Source organism: Kribbella sp. CWNU-51 (assembly GCF_054073265.1).
Map to the genome: position 1 here is coordinate 534241 of NZ_JBSXMZ010000007.1, position 17022 is coordinate 551262.

The 17022-nt window shown below is 68.8% G+C and carries 16 protein-coding genes; 8 read left to right on the forward strand and 8 right to left on the reverse strand.

Features of this window, described 5'->3' with window-relative positions:
- The first annotated feature begins 125 nt into the window (after nt 1-125).
- The gene (locus ACXC9Q_RS10965; RefSeq protein WP_457056360.1) at nt 126-1073 is read left to right on the forward strand and encodes a type IV toxin-antitoxin system AbiEi family antitoxin domain-containing protein; all 948 of its coding nucleotides are present in this window, start codon (nt 126-128) and stop codon (nt 1071-1073) included.
- 59 nt (nt 1074-1132) lie between these two features.
- On the opposite strand, the gene fbaA is transcribed toward ACXC9Q_RS10965, so the two are convergent.
- Nucleotides 1133-2158, reverse strand: coding sequence for a class II fructose-bisphosphate aldolase (gene fbaA / locus ACXC9Q_RS10970; protein ID WP_457056361.1), 1026 nt, complete (start codon nt 2156-2158; stop codon nt 1133-1135).
- A gap of 246 nt (nt 2159-2404) precedes the next feature.
- Nucleotides 2405-3124, reverse strand: a complete 720-nt coding sequence (locus tag ACXC9Q_RS10975) for a GntR family transcriptional regulator (RefSeq protein WP_131363764.1) — start codon at nt 3122-3124, stop codon at nt 2405-2407.
- Between the two features lie 139 nt (nt 3125-3263).
- On the opposite strand from ACXC9Q_RS10975, the gene ACXC9Q_RS10980 reads away from it, so the two are divergent.
- The 3 genes from ACXC9Q_RS10980 (at nt 3264) to ACXC9Q_RS10990 (ending at nt 5295) form a co-directional block, all read left to right on the forward strand.
- Nucleotides 3264-4283, forward strand: coding sequence for an SIS domain-containing protein (locus ACXC9Q_RS10980; protein WP_457056362.1), 1020 nt, complete (start codon nt 3264-3266; stop codon nt 4281-4283).
- A gap of 100 nt (nt 4284-4383) precedes the next feature.
- On the forward strand, nt 4384-4803 hold the full coding sequence (locus tag ACXC9Q_RS10985; RefSeq protein WP_457056363.1) for a VOC family protein: 420 nt from the start codon (nt 4384-4386) through the stop codon (nt 4801-4803).
- Nucleotides 4804-4854: 51 nt separating this feature from the next.
- The gene (locus ACXC9Q_RS10990) at nt 4855-5295 is read left to right on the forward strand and encodes a MerR family transcriptional regulator (RefSeq protein ID WP_457056364.1); all 441 of its coding nucleotides are present in this window, start codon (nt 4855-4857) and stop codon (nt 5293-5295) included.
- Nucleotides 5296-5764: 469 nt separating this feature from the next.
- Here the strand turns inward: ACXC9Q_RS10990 and ACXC9Q_RS10995 are convergent, their stop codons facing one another.
- Nucleotides 5765-6547, reverse strand: coding sequence for an IclR family transcriptional regulator domain-containing protein (locus ACXC9Q_RS10995; RefSeq protein WP_457056365.1), 783 nt, complete (start codon nt 6545-6547; stop codon nt 5765-5767).
- A 140-nt stretch (nt 6548-6687) separates the two neighbouring features.
- On the opposite strand from ACXC9Q_RS10995, the gene ACXC9Q_RS11000 reads away from it, so the two are divergent.
- Genes ACXC9Q_RS11000 through ACXC9Q_RS11010 form a run of 3 tightly spaced genes read left to right on the forward strand, consistent with a single transcriptional unit; the run spans nt 6688 to nt 10516 of the window.
- Nucleotides 6688-7905: a maleylacetate reductase gene (locus ACXC9Q_RS11000; protein WP_457056366.1), complete on the forward strand. Its 1218-nt coding sequence runs from the start codon at nt 6688-6690 to the stop codon at nt 7903-7905.
- Between the two features lie 11 nt (nt 7906-7916).
- Nucleotides 7917-8789: an intradiol ring-cleavage dioxygenase gene (locus tag ACXC9Q_RS11005; RefSeq protein ID WP_457056367.1), complete on the forward strand. Its 873-nt coding sequence runs from the start codon at nt 7917-7919 to the stop codon at nt 8787-8789.
- Nucleotides 8786-10516 carry an FAD-dependent oxidoreductase gene (locus ACXC9Q_RS11010; RefSeq protein ID WP_457056368.1) on the forward strand — a complete coding sequence of 577 codons (1731 nt, stop codon included), beginning with the start codon at nt 8786-8788 and terminating at the stop codon, nt 10514-10516. Before ACXC9Q_RS11005 ends, ACXC9Q_RS11010 begins: the two co-directional genes overlap by 4 nt.
- Here the strand turns inward: ACXC9Q_RS11010 and ACXC9Q_RS11015 are convergent.
- From ACXC9Q_RS11015 to ACXC9Q_RS11025, 3 genes are all read right to left on the reverse strand, one after another.
- A complete protein-coding gene (locus tag ACXC9Q_RS11015) occupies nt 10505-10693 on the reverse strand; it encodes a hypothetical protein (RefSeq protein WP_457056369.1) in 189 nt (62 codons plus the stop codon). The genes ACXC9Q_RS11010 and ACXC9Q_RS11015 overlap by 12 nt on opposite strands.
- 134 nt (nt 10694-10827) lie before the next feature.
- On the reverse strand, nt 10828-12054 hold the full coding sequence (locus ACXC9Q_RS11020) for an alpha-amylase family glycosyl hydrolase (RefSeq protein WP_457056370.1): 1227 nt from the start codon (nt 12052-12054) through the stop codon (nt 10828-10830).
- 12 nt (nt 12055-12066) lie between these two features.
- Nucleotides 12067-12732, reverse strand: a complete 666-nt coding sequence (locus ACXC9Q_RS11025) for a TrmH family RNA methyltransferase (RefSeq protein WP_457056371.1) — start codon at nt 12730-12732, stop codon at nt 12067-12069.
- A gap of 24 nt (nt 12733-12756) precedes the next feature.
- On the opposite strand from ACXC9Q_RS11025, the gene ACXC9Q_RS11030 reads away from it, so the two are divergent.
- Nucleotides 12757-13464, forward strand: coding sequence for a DedA family protein (locus ACXC9Q_RS11030; protein ID WP_457056372.1), 708 nt, complete (start codon nt 12757-12759; stop codon nt 13462-13464).
- A gap of 3 nt (nt 13465-13467) precedes the next feature.
- On the opposite strand, the gene ACXC9Q_RS11035 is transcribed toward ACXC9Q_RS11030, so the two are convergent.
- Entirely contained in the window at nt 13468-13878 is a 411-nt protein-coding gene (locus tag ACXC9Q_RS11035) for a hypothetical protein (protein WP_457056373.1), read from the reverse strand.
- 113 nt (nt 13879-13991) lie between these two features.
- On the reverse strand, nt 13992-16976 hold the full coding sequence (locus tag ACXC9Q_RS11040; protein ID WP_457056374.1) for an AfsR/SARP family transcriptional regulator: 2985 nt from the start codon (nt 16974-16976) through the stop codon (nt 13992-13994).
- Between the last annotated feature and the right edge of the window lie 46 nt (nt 16977-17022).

Here is a 17022-nt window from a genome sequence, read left to right on the forward strand (position 1 = left end):
CTCCCAGGCGGGGATCGGCGGCGTCGGTTGAGGTTGTGCCCAGGTTCTCCACAGATTTGAAGTCGTCGTTCTGGGCGGGGTTCGATCACGGCAGTTTCTAGGGCATGAACCCTCAACTCTCCGTCATGGCCTCCATCCGGGGCGGCGTGTTCACCCGTGCCGATGCGCGGGCCTGTGGCTACCCCGACCCCGATATCGACTCCCTGCTGGACACCGGCGGCTGGCGCCGGATCCGGCCGGGCACCTACGCCGAGCGTCGTTCCCTGATCCTCGTCACCGACGAAGTCCTCCACCTGCGGAAGGTGTATCGCGTGCTCCGCTCCGGCGGGCCCAACGTCTACGCCAGCCACCAGTCCGCCGCGGCCCTGCACGCGCTGCCGGTCTGGGGCCTCGACCTGTCCCGCGTGCACGTGACCGCGTCCGCCGGCCGCTCGGGCTGCGTCGGCGGCGTCCACCGTCACATCCGCGATCCAGTCGGCCCCGGCATCCAGCTCTGGAACAAGCTCCGGATGGTCTCCCCCGCCCGCGCGATCGTCGAGGTCGCCGCGACCGCCCCCACCACGCCCGCCGTCGTCCTGACCGAGGCGGCTCTGTACTCCGGTCTCGTCACCAGACGCTCACTGAAACGCGCGGTCCAAGACCACGGGGACGAACGCGCCCTCGCGGTGGTGTCCCACGCCTGCACGGACTCGGCTTCTGTCGCCGAATCACGCCTCCGCTTCATCCTCGCCGAAGCCGGATTCCCGGCCCCCGCATTGTGCCCGACCCCGGACGCGCCTGACCCGGCCGATCCGGACACCGGCTCGCTATGGTTCCCCGAGGAACGCACCGTGCTGGACTTCGAGCCGCGTTTCCCCTTCTGGTGCGATGAATTCGAGCCGGATGAGGACGAGCCACCAGCACCCGCTCCGATCTCCGATCCGACCGCTCCGCAACCGGTCGAGCGCTGCTGGATCTCCTGGGCCGACCTCAACGACCCACCCGCCGTCATCGACCGGGTCCGCGCCACCTTCACCCGAGCATCCCGCCGTACCGGCGTCCGGCAGTTCCACCTCGCCCGCGCCCGGATGTGAGTGAGGGGGCCCACCGCGCAGCGGTGAGCCCCCTCGAAGACCCTTAGGAGGATCCGATGTCAGCCGTTCAGCGACGTACCCGTGGAGCGGAGGCTCTCGCAGGCCTCGCCGACGCGCTTCGCCATGCCCTCTTCGGCCAGCTTGCCCCAGGCGCGCGGGTCGTAGGCCTTCTTGTTGCCGACGTCCCCGTCCACCTTCAGCACACCTTCGTAGTTGCTGAACATGTGGCCCGCGGCCGGCCGGGTGAACGCGTACTGCGTGTCGGTGTCGACGTTCATCTTGATCACGCCGTTGTCGACCGCGGCCCGGATCTCCTCCAGCGTCGAGCCGGACCCGCCGTGGAACACCAGGTCGAACGGGCGCTCCTTGCCGAGCTTCGCGCCGACCTGGTCCTGGATCTCCTTCAGGATCTCCGGCCGGAGCTTGACCGCGCCCGGCTTGTAGACGCCGTGCACGTTGCCGAAGGTCAGCGCGGTGATGTAGCGGCCGTTCTCACCGGTGCCGAGCGCCTCGACCGTGGCCAGGCCGTCCTCGACAGTGGTGTAGAGCTTCTCGTTGATCTCGTTGGCGACGCCGTCCTCCTCGCCACCGACGACACCGACCTCGATCTCCAGCACGATCTTCGCCGCGGCCGTCTTGGCCAGCAGGTCCTTGGCGATCTCCAGGTTCTCGGTCAGGGGGACCGCCGAGCCGTCCCACATGTGCGACTGGAACAGCGGGTTCTCGCCGCGGGCGACGCGCTCGGCGGAGATCTCCAGGAGCGGCCGGACGAAGCCGTCCAGCTTGTCCTTCGGGCAGTGGTCGGTGTGCAGCGCGATGTTCACCGGGAAGTTCTTGGCGACCTCGTGCGCGTAGGCCGCCAGCGCGACCGAACCGGTGACCATGTTCTTCACGGTCGACCCGGACAGGTACTCCGCACCGCCGGTGGAGACCTGGACGATGCCGTCCGAGCCCGCCTCGGCGAAACCGCGGATCGCGGCGATCAGCGTCTGCGAGGAGCTGACGTTGATGGCCGGGTAGGCGAAGCGGTTCTGCTTGGCCTTGTCCAGCATCTCGGCGTAGACCTCAGGGGTGGCAATAGGCATGTCTCGCGGTACTCCTCACAACAAAAGAACTGTGGGTTGAGCTCCAGTATGGCCACCGGGCACTTCGTCGGATCCGGCGGCCCGCCTGCCGAGCCGGCCAGGCGGCCAGGGAGCGATCGGCAGGGATGCAGACCAGTTGATGAACAGGACAGATCCAGTTCGTTGCGGCCGGATGTCCCGGATGTGACAGCCGGTCCGGGAGTCGTCCCTGGTTCCGGCGTCGTTCCCGCGACCGGCCGCCGTCGATCAGGCGGACCCGGTTCTCGGGCCGCGCGGGGTCAGGGCCATGTGCAGCCGGTAACGGTCGGCGCGGTAGGCCGACCAGGACAGCTCGACGACCTTGCGGCCGGCGAAGGTGGTGCGCTCGAGGACCAGCAGGGGTGCCCGCCTGGCCACGCCGAGCACCCGGGCGACATGACCGTCGGCGTTGTCCGCCCGGACGGTCTGCTCACCGGAGGTGACGACGACGTCGTACTCGCTGGCGAAGACGTCGTACAGGGTGCCGAGCTCACGGCCGAGCAGGCCGGGGAAGAGCGCGGACGGGTAGTAGCCGACCTCGTACGCCATCGGCGAGGCGTCGGCGGTGCGGAGCCGTTCGACCCGGATCACCTTGGTGCCCTTGGCGACCCGCAGGCCCTTCGCGGTCTCGTCGGAGGCCTCGATCTCGGTGGCCGACAGCACCACCGTGCCGGGCTCCAGGCCCCGGGCGCGCATCTCCCGGGAGAACGAGGTGAGGTGCAGCTGGGAGTCGACCTGTGGACCGGTGACGAACGTGCCCTTGCCGTGCACGCGTTCCAGGGCGCCGGACTCGACCAGGTCGCTGATTGCTTGCCGGACGGTCACCCGGGAGACGTTCAGCTTGTCCACCAGGGCGCGTTCGGAAGGAATCGGGTCCCCGGGGTGCAACTCGACGTCGATCAGCCGTTCCAGTACCGATCGGACCTGGGCCCGCTTGGTCGCCACCATCGAATCTCGATCCTCCAGACCTGGGCGGCCCTCGGGGGTGCCCCGGGACGCCGCTCACTGCTATCGTGCGCAGCATACCTGTTAAGACCAGATAGGACCAGTGATCGTAGTGGTGTCTGTCCCCGCCCAGGAAACTCAGATGGCGCGCGAGATCGCCGAGCAGCCGGCCGCGCTGGCCGCGACGTTCGAGCACGTTCTGCCGCTGCGGCACGACATCACGCGACTGGCCGCGGGTCGCCGGCACGTGATCTTCGTGGCCCGGGGATCGTCGGACAACGCGGGTGTCTACGGCCGCTACCTGACCGAGATCCACGCCGGCCGGCAGGCGTCCCTGGCCGCTCCCTCGGTGGCCACTCTGTACGGCGCGAACCTCGACCTGTCGAACTCTCTCGTGGTCGCGGTCAGCCAGTCGGGCGCGACCCAGGAGATCGTCGACACCGCGGAGTGGGCCAAGCGCAACGGCGCGGCGATCGTCGGCATCACCAACGATGGCGACAGCCCACTGGCCTCGACGGCCGACGTCGCGCTGATCACCCAGGCCGGGCAGGAGCTCGCCGTACCGGCGACCAAGACCTACACGACCCAACTCGCAGCGATCGCGGTCGCCGTCGACGCGCTGGCACAGCGGCCCGGGACGCTGGACGCGGACATCGCCCGCGTTCCGGACGCGGCGTCGAAGATGCTGTCGGGGTCCGTCGAGGCGGCCGCGGATCTGCTCGCCGGAGCGCACGACGTTCTCGCGAGCGGACGCGGACTCACCTTCGGCACGACGCTCGAGGTGGCCCTCAAGCTGGAGGAGACCTGCCTGCAGCCGGTCCGTGGCCTGTCGTACGCCGACCTGAAGCACGGCCCCATCGCGGTCGTCGACGCCGATCTGGTCACCATCCTGGTCGCCGCCGGCGAGGGTCCCGCCCTGCCTGGCATGACCGAGCTCGCCGGCATCGTTCGCGAGAAGGGCAGCAAGATTCTCGGCATCGGCGGCGACTCCACCTTCGCCTCCCGCTGCGACGTCAACCTCCCAGGCCCAGACCTCCCCGAGACCCTCGCCCCGCTCGCCCTGATCATCCCGGCCCAACGAGCCATCGAATCCCTCGCCCGCAAATTGGGCCTCAACCCCGACGCCCCCCGAGGCCTCCGCAAGGTCACCCAGACCGACTGAGGCTCTCGCAGAAGTCTCCGATCAAAGTGCTCATTCGGTGAGCACTTTGGCTGGAAGGGTGGTGGTCATCAACCAGGAACACCGAGGAAGGGCCACCGAGATGTTGCGAGGATTTGCGACCGTCAGTTTTTACGCCGCCGACGTGAAGGCCGCGCGGGAGTGGTACTCGAAGCTGTTGGGGATCGAGGCGTACTACGCGGTGCCGTCGGCGGAGGAGCCGGCGTACGTCGAGTTCAGGTTCGGGGACTTCCAGTGTGAGCTGGGGATCATCGACGCGAAGTACGCACCCCACCAGGTGGGCAACGGGCCGTCGGGCGCGATCGTCTCGTGGCACGTCGACGACCTGGAGGGCGAGCTCGAGCGCCTGCTGGAGCTGGGGGCCACACTGAACGAGGGGATCGTTGAGCGTGGCAACAACACCGGATTCCGCACCGCGTCGGTGGTCGATCCGTTCGGTAACCTGATCGGGATCATGAGCAATCCGCACTACCTCGAGATCCTGGCCGGCCTGAACGGCTGACCGCGAAAAGGGCTTGACCTGGAGTGCACTCCAGGGGGAAGGCTGGAGGCCGTGAACGATCAATCACCGGACGTGGAAAACTGCGGGATCGACGAACTCGTCCCGAAGGTCGGCGAACCGCTCACCGTGGGGCAGGTCGCCACGATGACCGGTTTGTCGATCGACACGCTGCGCTGGTACGAGCGTGTCGGCCTGCTGGAGACCGTCGCCCGCGACCACGCCGGCCGTCGGCAGTACGCGCGCACCGACCTACGGCGCCTGTCTGTCCTGATGCGCTTGCGTGCAACCGGTATGCCGATCAGCGAGATGCTCCGCTACGCCGAGCTCGCCAAGGCTGGCGATGCCACCGAGCCACAGCGCATACAGCTGCTGGAGGCCCACCGCGACCGGGTCCTGGACCACATCGCCAACCTCCACAGCGACCTAGACATCATCAACCGCAAAATCGCCGCCTACCGCGGATCCCGCCAATCCCCCGCAGTATCCGCGTAGCCGCTCACACCTGCAGTGCGGACATAGTCGATCACCCGCGGCACCTGCGTGGTCGCTCACGCATTTGCCGCGCACGACACCAAGCGCAGCCGCCCGCGTAGCGGCTCACGCACTCGTCCCGGCTCGAGACCGAACGCCGCGCGGTGCCGACGCAGTCGCTCACGCATCCACCCGGACTCGACACCAGGCCCCGCCGCGCGCCGTGGTCGTTCACACCCTCGACCGGCCACGACGCCGAACGCTGCGGTGCCCGCGGAGTCGCCACACACCCGGCCCGGCACGACGCCGCACGCCGCCGTAGCCGCTCACACAACCGGCCAGGCTCACCGCGGTACACCGCAATGCCAGCGTGGTCGGTTATGGGCTTGGACGACAGATGCACCCGCGGCACCTCGGTCGGCGGGCTCGGTGGCGGGGGTTCGGTGGCGGAGTGGTGGAGGTGCTCGGTGACGGGTGGTGGCGAGTGGGGCTATAGGTGGCCGCGGTGGGTTAGGGCGGTGGTTATTTGGGCGGCGGTGGCTTGGAGGTGAGGGAGGACTTCGGCGCGGAGAGAGGTGGGGGTGGAGCGGGAGGCGTGGGCGGAGACGTTGAGGGCGGCGATGGTGCGGCCGCGGGCGTTGCGGATGGGGGCGGCGATCGAGCGCAGGCCTTGTTCGAGCTCTTGGTCTACGAGGGCGTAATCGTCGGTGCGGGCGCGGTCGATCGTGAGGCGGAGTTTGTCCGGAGACGTGACCGTGCGGTCGGTCAGTGATTCGGCCTGGAGGGTCGCGAGGTACGACGTGAGCTCGTCGTCGGCGAGGCCTGCGAGGAGAACTCGGCCCATGGAGGTCGGGTACGCGGGGAGGCGAGCGCCGACGCCTAGGGCGACGGTCATGATGCGGCTGGTCGGTACGCGGGCGACGTACACGATGTCCGGGAGGTCGAGGGTCGCGATCGAGCAGGACTCGCGAGTGGTGGCGCTCAGCTCCTCCATGAACGGGCCGGCGAGTTCGCCGAGGTCCAGCGAGGACAGGTAGGCCCAGCCGAGTGTGAGTACGCGCGGAGTGAGCGAGAACCGGCGGCTGTCGCTGCGGACGTACCCGAGCTCCTCCAGCGTGAGCAGGATCCGCCGGGCCGTCGCAGGGGTGATCCCGACGGAGCGCGCCACCTCGCTCAGCGTCAGTGACGGCGCGTCGGCGGAGAACGCGCGGATCACGGCGAGCCCGCGCTCCAGGCCTTGGAGAAACGTGCCTGTAGACGCCTCACTCGCCATCGGCTAGCCTACTTTTCGTTGAAAGAAGAACTATTCGCTCAGCGAAATCCTAGCGGAGCAGCAGATGCCAGGTCCAGTTCTCCTCCCTGACGCCCTCGGGGTGATCGCCCTGCGCCGACTCCTTCGTCCAGGGGTCGTCAATGGGTGAGTCGGGTTTCGTGCACACGTTCCTGCCAGTTCGGGTGGTGTTCGGCGCGGGGACGCTCGACCAGGTCGCCGGAGAAGTAGAGCTGCTGGGCGTCCGGCGGGTACTCGTGGTGGCGACCAGGTCGGCGCGGGATGCGGCTGACGTGGTCGAGGTGGAGTTGGGCGATCGGTTCGCGGGGCGGATCGATGGGGTGGCTCAGCATGTGCCGACCGAGGTCGCCGAGGCGGCCCGGGACAAGGCGCGGGAGATCGGCGCCGACGGGATCGTGGCCATCGGCGGCGGGTCCGCAATCGGCCTGGCCAAGGCAGTGGCCCTGACAAGCGGGCCGGCGGGCAGCGGCCCCAGCGGGGCGACCGGCGGGCCGCCGGGTGCCCCGGTGGGCGGGGTGACCGGTGAGGCGGTGGGCGGGGTGACCGGTGAGGCGGTAGGTGGGTTGACCGGCGGGCCGGTGGGTGGGGTGGTGATTGTTGCGGTGCCTACGACTTATGCGGGATCTGAGATGACGCCGGTGTGGGGTGAGACGGCGGGTGGGAGTAAGACGACGGGGACGGATCTGCGGGTGTTGCCGAGGGTCGTTGTCTACGACCCCGTGTTGAGTCAGCGCCTGCCGAAGAAGGTGACGGCGGCGAGTGTTGCCAATGCGATGGCGCATTGTGTGGAGGCGGTCTGGACTCCCAAGGCCGATCCGATCACCGAGACGACCGCGGTAGAAGGCCTCCGGGCGCTCACAGTAGGGCTCAAGCAGATCCTCACGGACCCGACCGATTTAGATGCTCGGAGCAACCTTCTGTACGGCGCGTGCCTCGGCGGATCCGCACTCGCGACAGCCGGCACCGGACTGCATCACAAGCTTTGTCATCTACTCGGGGGCACCTACAACCTCCCGCACGCCGAGACCCACGCCGCAGTACTCCCCCAGGTCGCCCACTTCAACGCGCCCGCAGTACCGAGAGCCAAGGCACGTCTGGAGGAAGCGCTGCAGACCGACGAGCTGGCCGGCGGACTGTTCGACCTATTCGCCGCGGCGGGAGTCCCGACGAGCTTGCGGGAGCTGGGGCTGAGCCGGGAGCAGGCGGAGGAGGCCGCGCGCGCCTTCCAGCCGACGGCCAACCCGATCCCCGTGACCGAAGAACTCGTGGAAGAGATTCTCACCCGCGCCTGGGCCGGGACCCGGCCAGGCAGCCGAGAGCCAGGCAGCCTAGAGGTATGAGGAGCAACCGGATGGATCTGCAAGGCGACGACCTGACCGAGGCGGTGGTGGCCAGCTTCGGCGGCAGTGCGAACCCACGGACCAGAACCGTGATGAGCGCCCTCGTGCGGCACCTGCACGCCTTCGCGCGCGAGGTGGATCTGACCGAGGACGAGTACTTCATCGCGATCGACTTCCTCACCCGGACCGGCCAGATCTCCACCGGCACCCGGCAGGAGTTCGTGCTGCTGGCCGACGTCCTCGGCCTGTCGATGCTCACCGTCGGCCTCGGCAACCGCAAGCCGCCGGAGGCCACCCAGTCGACCGTGTTCGGCCCGTTCTTCGTCGAGGGATCGCCCGAGGTGCAACTCGGCGGCGACATCGCGAACGGCGCCCCCGGACAGCCGTGCCTGGTGAGCGGCCGCGTCCTGAACACCAAGGGCGAGCCGATCGCCGGAGCTCTGGTCGAGACCTGGCAGGCCGACGAAGAAGGCTTCTACGACGTCCAGAAGGACGTCGACGGGCCGCAGAACCGCGGCCATCTGACAACCGATGCCGATGGCAACTATTCGTTCTGGGCGGTGAAGCCGGTCGCCTACCCGATCCCGGACGACGGCCCGGTTGGCGAGCTCCTCCGGGCCGGCGGCCGCGGCCCGATGCGCCCGGCCCACATCCACTTCATGGTCACCGCACCCGGGTACTCGCGGCTCATCACGCACGTCTTCGCGGCAGGTGATGAGTACCTCGGCAACGACGCGGTCTTCGGCGTCAAGGATTCGTTGATCGCCGAGTTCACCGAGCACCCGGCGGGCAGCCGGGCACCGGACGGAAGGACCCCGGACCAGCCCTACTACTCCGTCAGCTACGACCTGGTGCTCGCCACCACCGAGGAGACGCAGCAGTGATCACCACAGATGTCCTCATCGTCGGCAGCGGGCCTGCCGGCGGTGCCGCCTCGCTCTTCCTGTCCACGTACGGCGTCGACAACGTCGTACTGTCCCGCTACGGCTGGACCGCCAACACACCCCGCGCGCACATCACCAACCAGCGCACGATCGAACTGATGCGGGACATGGGCATCGAGGACCAGGTCGTCGACAAGGGCACTGCGCACCACCTGATGGGCGAGACTGCGTTCTGCACCAGTCTGGCCGGCGAGGAGATCGGCCGGATCCGCACCTGGGGCACGCATCCGCGTCGGCTGGCCGACTACACCGAGGCGAGTCCGACACTCCCCTGTGACCTGCCGCAGACACTGTTCGAGCCGATCCTCGTCAGTACGGCGGCCAGCCGTGGTGCCCGGCTCCGGTTCAACATGGAGTACCTCTCCCTGGAGCAGGACGACGACGGAGTCACCGCAACGGTTCGGGATCGGTTGAGTGACACGACGTACCAGATCCGCGCGAAGTACCTGATCGGCGCGGACGGCGGACGCAGCAAGGTCGCCGAGGACATCGGGCTGCCGATGGCGGGCGCGATGGATATCGAAGGCTCGATGAACATCGTCTTCGAGGCCGACCTCTCGCGGTACGTCGCACATCGCCCGAGCGTCCTGTACTGGGTGCTCCAGCCGGGTGCCCAGATCGGCGGGATCGGCGCCGGCCTGGTCCGCATGGTCCGGCCCTGGAACGAGTGGCTGATCGTCTGGGGCTACGACATCACCCAGCCCGCGCCGGTGGTCGACGAGGCGATGGCGACCGAGATCGTGCACAACCTGGTCGGCGACGACACCATCGACGTGAAGCTGAAGGGTACGTCGGTCTGGAGCGTCAACCACATGTATGCCGAACAGGGCTCGAAGGGCCGTGTGTTCTGCATGGGCGACGCGATCCACCGGCATCCACCGAGCAACGGCCTCGGTTCGAACACCTCGATCCAGGACGCGTACAACCTGGCCTGGAAACTCTCCCTGGTGCTGAAGGGCCAAGCTGCGCCCGAACTCCTCCAGACGTACGACGAGGAGCGGACACCGATCGCGCAGCAGATTGTGAAACGGGCGAACAAGAGCCGGACCCAGTTCGGCCAGATCTTCCGCGCGCTCGGGATGACGCCGAATGCGCCGGCCGGCCGGACCATCGAGTCGCGCAAGGACGACACCCCGGAAGGCGCCGCGCAGCGCGAGGAGTTGCGGACCGCGATCGAACTGAAGGACTACGAGTTCAACGCGCACGGCGTGGAACTCGGTCAGCGGTACCACTCGGCCGCCGTGATCAGCGACGGTACGCCGGAACCGGCGTACGACCGGGACGAGGAGCTGTACTACCACCCGACGACGTGGCCCGGCGCCCGGATCCCGCACTGCTGGCTGACGCGCGGATCGGAGACTGTCAGCACGCTGGACGTGGTCGGCAAAGGCCGGTTCACGCTGCTCACCGGGATCGGCGGGGGCGCGTGGGTGAAGGCCGCGCAGACGGTGTCCGAGCAGTTCGGCGTACCGATCGAAGCGTTCGTGATCGGCCCGGGCCATGAGCTCGAGGACCTGTACGGCGACTGGTCGCGGGTGCGCGAGATCCCGGACGGCGGCTGTCTGCTGGTCCGGCCGGACCAGCACATCGCCTACCGCGCCTTCGAGCAGCCCGACGAGCCCACCGAAGCCCTGCGCGGGGCCCTCAGCACATTGTTAGGCCACTGACGTCTGCTGGGCCTCCTGGAGAATCTGGTCGAGGATCGCCGAGATCTCGGCGGCCTCGGCGTCCAGCAACGTGATCAGCGCGACCCGGGACGTTTCCGTGCGCGCCTCCAGAGCCGCCGCGCTCAAGGCGCGCACGGTCCCAAGCTCATGGATCAGTTCGTCCCACAGTGAACTCATCAACTACCCCCTATCCCCGTCACAAACCCAGTACGACATGCACAATGCACGCCGCCCCGCCCGAGTTGGGGCTGACTTTGGTCGAGAAGCCTCACTTCTGTCTTACCGGGACAACGCGGGACCCCGGGCGGAGGTTACGGACTCGTCAGGAATCTCCAGCTGTGCGCCGGCACGAGCAGCGGATCACCCTCAGGTACGCCGGCCTCGGGTTGCGCGCCGACCGTCAGTCCGGTCGCGTCCACCGGGAAGCGCTCAGCCTGGTCCGAGATGTTGAGCAGGAGCAGCACGGAGCCGGAGTCCCCAACGGTCCGCAAAGCAACCAACTGGTTGGTTAGGTGCTCGACCTCCGTCCGACCGCGGGTCAGCCACGCATTGCGCCGCCGTACGCCGATCAACCGCTGGTGCAACCGGTACGTCGGCCAGCCGTACGACGCCAATCCAGCCGGCGCATCCGGGAACGCGGGCCGGATCGCGTCGTCACCGCCGGCCCGGTCCTCCTTCAACCCCTGGAACGCCTGCTCGTCGCCGTAGTAGATGCTCGGTACGCCGCCGACCGCGAACGGGATCGCCAGCGCATGACCCAGGTGCCGCTCATCCTCCAGCCGGGTCGCGATCCGGGTCACGTCGTGGTTGCCGACGAACGTCTGCGGCACGAAACTGTCGAGCAGCTCGTCATGCCGGCCAAGGGCGTACGAGAGCTCGAAGAAGTTGCCGTCGTTGAGCGAGCTCCAGATCGCCTTCCACAGCTCGTACTGCGTGACCGAGTCGAGGCCGCTCTTCGCGACGTACCCGGCATAGTCGCCGTGGATCACCTCACCGAAGAACCACGCGTCCGGGAACCGCTCACGCGGCAGCACAGCCCGCCAGAAGTCGGGTGGTACGGCGTACGCCGCGTCGAGCCGCCAACCGTCCACACCGCGATCGAGCCAGTGCGTCAGAACGTCTGTCACGTACTGCGCGACCGCCGGCTGACTGTGGTCGAGCGCGACCAGGTTCTCGTGACCTTCGAAGGTGTCGACCGTGCCGTCCGGGCCGCGACGGAACCAGTCGGCCGGCGCATCGAAGGAACGGGCGACATGGTTGAAGACTCCGTCGAGTGCGACGCGCAGACCGCGAGCGTGAGCCGCGGCCACGAGCCGGTCGAAATCCTCGTCGTCACCGAGCCGCGGGTCGATCCGGAAATGATCCACGGTGTCGTACCCGTGCGTCTCCGAAGCGAACACCGGCCCAAGTAGTAGCCCTGAGCAACCAAGCTCGACGGCGTACTCCAGCCAGTCCTCCAGCTTCCGCAAACGATGCGCGGGCGCCCCCGAGAACCCGAGCGGATAGACCTGCCACCAGATCACATGATCAGCCCACATCAGGTCTCCTGACTACGCTCGCGACGACTGACCGAAGGTGTGCCGCCGGATCCACGCGTGCATGGCGATCGCGGCCGCGGCGCTGGCGTTGATCGAGCGGGTCGAGCCGAACTGGGCGATGGAGAGGACGGCACTGCAGGACTCGTGGGCCTCCGCCGTGAGACCCGGCCCCTCCTGACCGAAGAGGAGAACGCAGCCGCGCGGCAGCTCGAAGGTCTCCAGCGGGACAGCGCCAGGCAGGTTGTCGATACCGATCACGGGCAGCTCACGCTCAGCGGCGTACGACGCCAGGTCCGCCAAGCGCGGGTGGTGCCGCACATGCTGGTAGCGGTCGGTCACCATCGCGCCGCGGCGGTTCCACTTCCGGTTGCCGACGATGTGCACCTCGGCGGCGAGGAATGCGTTTGCTGTCCGGACGACCGAGCCGATGTTCAGGTCGTGCTGCCAGTTCTCGATCGCGACGTGGAACGGGTTCCGCTGCGTATCGAGGTCCGCGACGATCGCCTCGAGCGTCCAGTACCGGTACCGATCCACCACGTTCCGGCGGTCACCGGCCGCCAGCAGCTCCGGATCCAGGCGCGGATCATCCGGCCGTTCGCCCTGCCACGGGCCGACACCGACCTCGTTCGGACCGACCGTGTCCGCGCCGCGAAGATCATCGCCACTCAGCTGTTGCACAGTTCGGGACGCTACCCTGTCCGCGTGCTCTCTCTTGCCGCGATGCTGATGCCGAACTGGATGGATCCGGAATACCTGCTGAACTGGCTGGGTGACTGGGCCCTCTGGGGGACGGCCGCGGTCGTGTTCATCGAGTGCGGATTGCTGTTCCCGATCCTGCCCGGTGACTCACTGCTGTTCGCCGTCGGCCTGTTCATCGCGCACGGGACGATCGATGTGCCGCTCTGGCTCGCCTGCGTGATCCTGACGGTCGCGGCGTTCCTCGGCAACGTCTCCGGGTACTACATCGGCCGAGCGCTCGGGACGACGCTCTTCAACAACCCGAACGCCCGGTTCCTGAAACCGAAGTACCTCGTGCAGACGCACGAGTTCTTCGAGCGGTACGGCCCGCGCGCCCTGGTGCTGGGCCGGTTCGTGCCGATCGTGCGGACCTTCATCACGGTCGTGGCCGGCGCGGGCAGGATGGAACCGAAGAAGTTCTTCCTCTGGACCGGCATCGGCGCCGTCCTGTGGGCGACCGGCATCACCCTGCTCGGCCACGCGCTCGGCAACGTGAAGTTCATTCACAACCATCTCGAGTCGGCGCTGATCCTGCTGGTGCTGATCTCGCTGATCCCGATGCTCGTGGAGTACTTCCTCGCGAAGCGCCGCAACCGCACCGCCACTCCGGCGGCGGATGCCCCCAAGCACGCCGCCCCGAAGAGCCCGGTCACCAACCACACCAACGAGTGAAGGTCAGTGCCCGAACGGGAAATGGGGCTCAGACCAGACCCAGTCATTGCTGAGCGCAGCCAGGTCCGCGATCTCGACCGAGCCGTTGAGTAACGGACCGACCACCTGACCGGATCCGAGGGCACAAGCCACCCGGATCCGGTCTGCCGCCTGGTACCAGACCAGCGCCCCCCGTGGCGCCACCCCTTCGTGCAGCAGGGTGTGATGGTCGAGCCACCGCACCGCATCGGCCGCATCGTGCCAGCCACTGTCCTGGGCATAGCCGAAAGCCATCCGCTGGAACTTCAACGTCCAGTCCTGCCAGGCCGTCGAGCCCACCCGTTCCAGCTGCCAGTTCAGCGCCGCCTCCGTGTCCCGCGGGTTCGAGACCCGCGGGACGATCGGGCGCTCCACAGCAACCTCCCCCCAGGCCATAGGTGTCCTCCCCGTTTCCCCCGAACCCCCGGCCTGTGTGCCGTGGCAGAGCCAATCCTGTCCGACCCGAATACAGCCGCCGTACATTCGCAAACGCCAACCACACAAGGTGATCAGCCGGCTGCGGCCCCGGGGTCGAAGGCGGCCAGCTCGCGGCGGCACTCGGCGGCGCGGACGTCGTTGCCGGCCTGTTGCCAGACCCGCGCGGCGCGGTCGAGGGTACGCCGGGCGGAGTCGAGGTTGCCCGTGGTCACGTACAACTGGCCGAGGTGCTGTGCGGCCTGTCCCTCGACGCTGCGATCACCCAGCCGGTGACCGATGTCGATCGCGTCCAGCAGCATCTTCCGGGCCGCGGCCACCTCGCCCCGGGCCATCAGCGCACGGCCGAGCTCGGCCCGGGTGTACGCCGCACAGTGGTCGTCACCGATCCCGTTGAAGATCGCCAACGAGGTCCGCAGCTGACGGACCGCCTGGTCGTAGCGCTCCTGGTGGATGCGGAGCGCCGCGATCCGCCGCCGTACCTTGGCCTCGCGGTGGTTGTCGCCGAGCCGTACGCCGAGCAGGAAGGCCTGGGCCAGATACCGTCCGGCCGTGACCGTGTCGTCGCGGGCCAGCCAGATGGACGCTGTCGCGGTCCGGGCGACTGCCTCGCCGTTCGCGTTGCCGACCTCGACGAACGCCTCGATGGCCTTCTCGTACTGCGCCAGTGCCTCGTCGGGCCGCCCACGCTCGCGGAGCCAGGTGCCGAGTCCGACGGCGGTGATGCCGTCGCCGAGCCGGTCACCGGCCTCGGCGAACCCACTCGCTGCCTCGTTCAGGTGCCGCCACGCGGGGTCCCAGTCGTCCTGGTAGAGCCCGAGCTGGCCGAGGTTGCGATGCATGATCGCCTCCGCGCGCCGGTCGCCACAGGCGATCGCGCTGAGCAGGCCCTGCTGGTGCGACCCGTTCCAGTCGTCGAAGCCGGCCCGCATGTCGAGGTACGGGCCCCAGGCGGCGGCGATCCGCCAGGCGTACTCGTGCAGCCCGTTCTGCGCGGCGGCGCGGATCGCGGGCACGAAGGTGCTGCGCTCACTGTCGAACCAGGCGATCGCATCGGTCTCCGTGAACGGCGCGGGATCCGGTGCGGTCAGGGGCCCGGTGTGCTCGAGGACGCCGAAGTACTCGAAGGCCAAGGCGTTGTTGGCCCGGCGGATCTTGTTCAGGATGGCGTCGAGCACGGCCTCCACGTCCCGGACCGCCTCCGCCTTCTGCTCCTCGTCACCGACGCCGAGTGCGTGCAGACGCAGCAGGTCATGAACCCGGTAGCGAGCCGTCCCGCGGTGGTCGACCGAGCTGATCCGGACCAGGTTCACCTCGATCAGCCGGTCGAGGCTGCGTCGTACCGAGGCGGGCGACGCGACCGCCTCCAGGGCCCGCGCCGAGAAGACGCCGACCGCGAAGTGGCCGATCAGGCGGTAGAGCCGGGCCTCCTCCGGGTTGAGCGCGCCGTAGCTCAGGTCCGCACTCGTTCGGACGGCGAGCTCACCGATGCTCAGCTCGTCCAGCCGCGACGTCTCGTCGCGCAACCGCCGAGCGAGCTCCCGCGCGCTGAGGTCGGGACGCTGGGCCAGCCGGCTGCCGACGATCCGGATCGCCAGCGGCAAGTTCGCGCAGGCGGCCAGGATCTCCTCGGCTTCCGGCGAGGCCTGGTCGAGCCGGTCCACGCCGGCCACCGACGCGAGCAGCGCGGCGGCCTCGCGGTCGTCGAACGTGTCGAGCGGCAGGCTGTCCGCGCCGGCCAGGTCCATCAGCCGGTTGCGACTCGTGACGACGACCGCCGACGCGCCGGTACCCGGCATCAGCGGGGTGACCTGACCGGCGGTGGCGACGTCGTCGAGGATGATCAGCACCCGGCGGCTGGCCAGCTCGGACCGGAGCATCGCCGATCGCCGATCCGGGTCGGTAGGGATCGCGAAGTCCGGCAGGTTGAGGCTGAGCAGCAGATCCGTCAGTGCCGCGGCCGGATCCCGGGGCTGCGTCGCACCGTGCATGTCCAGATAGATCTGCCCGTCCGGGAACGACTCCCGAACCAGATGCCCGAGCCGTACGGCGAGTGACGTCTTCCCGGTCCCCGGCGCTCCGGAGATGACCGCGACCGGCGGACGCACCGGGTCGCGACCGCAGACGAGGTCACGCAGCTGTTCCAGGTGTTCCCGCCGGCCGCTGAAGTCGGCCAGGTCGAGCGGCAACTGACTCGGTGGCCGCTGCGGATCAGTCAGCTCCGGCGCCGCCATCGGGCCCGGTGGTACGACGACGTCCGGGGCGCGTTCCGGCGTACGGGCCGCGGGGATGCCAGGGTTCGGCCAGTTGGCTGAGCGGCCGTTCTCGGCGCGGGCGCCGGCGGCCTCGAGGTCGGGACCCGGCTTGATGTCGAGCTCGTCGGCGAGGGTCTGCACGGCCTTGGTGTAGGCGGCCCGGGCTTCGCCGACCCGGCCGGCGGCGAGCAGGGCGTCGACCAGGCGACGCCAGAGTTGCTCGTCGTACGGATCCTCGGTGAGGCGTGCGCTGAGGAGTACGGCGGCCCCGCTCGCGTCGCCGTACTCGAGCCGCAGGTCGAGCAGGCTGTCGACCAGCCCACGGTGCTGCGCCTCCAGGCGGGCGATCGAGCCCTCCCAGGCGGCCGGGATGGACAGGTCCTCGAGCGGCCGGCCACGCCAGAGCGAGTAGGCCCGGGACAGCACCTGCATCGCCTGGCGGCCGTCACCGGCGTCGCGAAGGTGCCCGCCCTCCGCGAGCAGCGACTCGAAGAGGCTGGCGTCGAGCTCGTCGACGCCGACCTCGATGCTGTACCCGGCGGTCGACGTGTCGATCGGCGCGGGCAGTCCGGCCTCCTGCAGGACACCGCGGAGCGCCCGGACGTACGTGCGGATGTTCGCGGTCGCGGAGCGTGGCGGATTGGTCTCCCACAGCGCGTCGGCGATCAGATCGGTCGAGACGAACCGGTTAGGGTGCAGCAGCAGCGTGGCCAGCAGTTGGCGGGGTTTCGCGGCCTTCAGCGGCTGGCCCGGGACGTGCATGAGGCGCAGGGGTCCGAGGATGCCGTACCTCAGACTGTCCACTCTCCCTGACCTCCTCACTCTGGAACCGACCTATCGTGGCATCCGG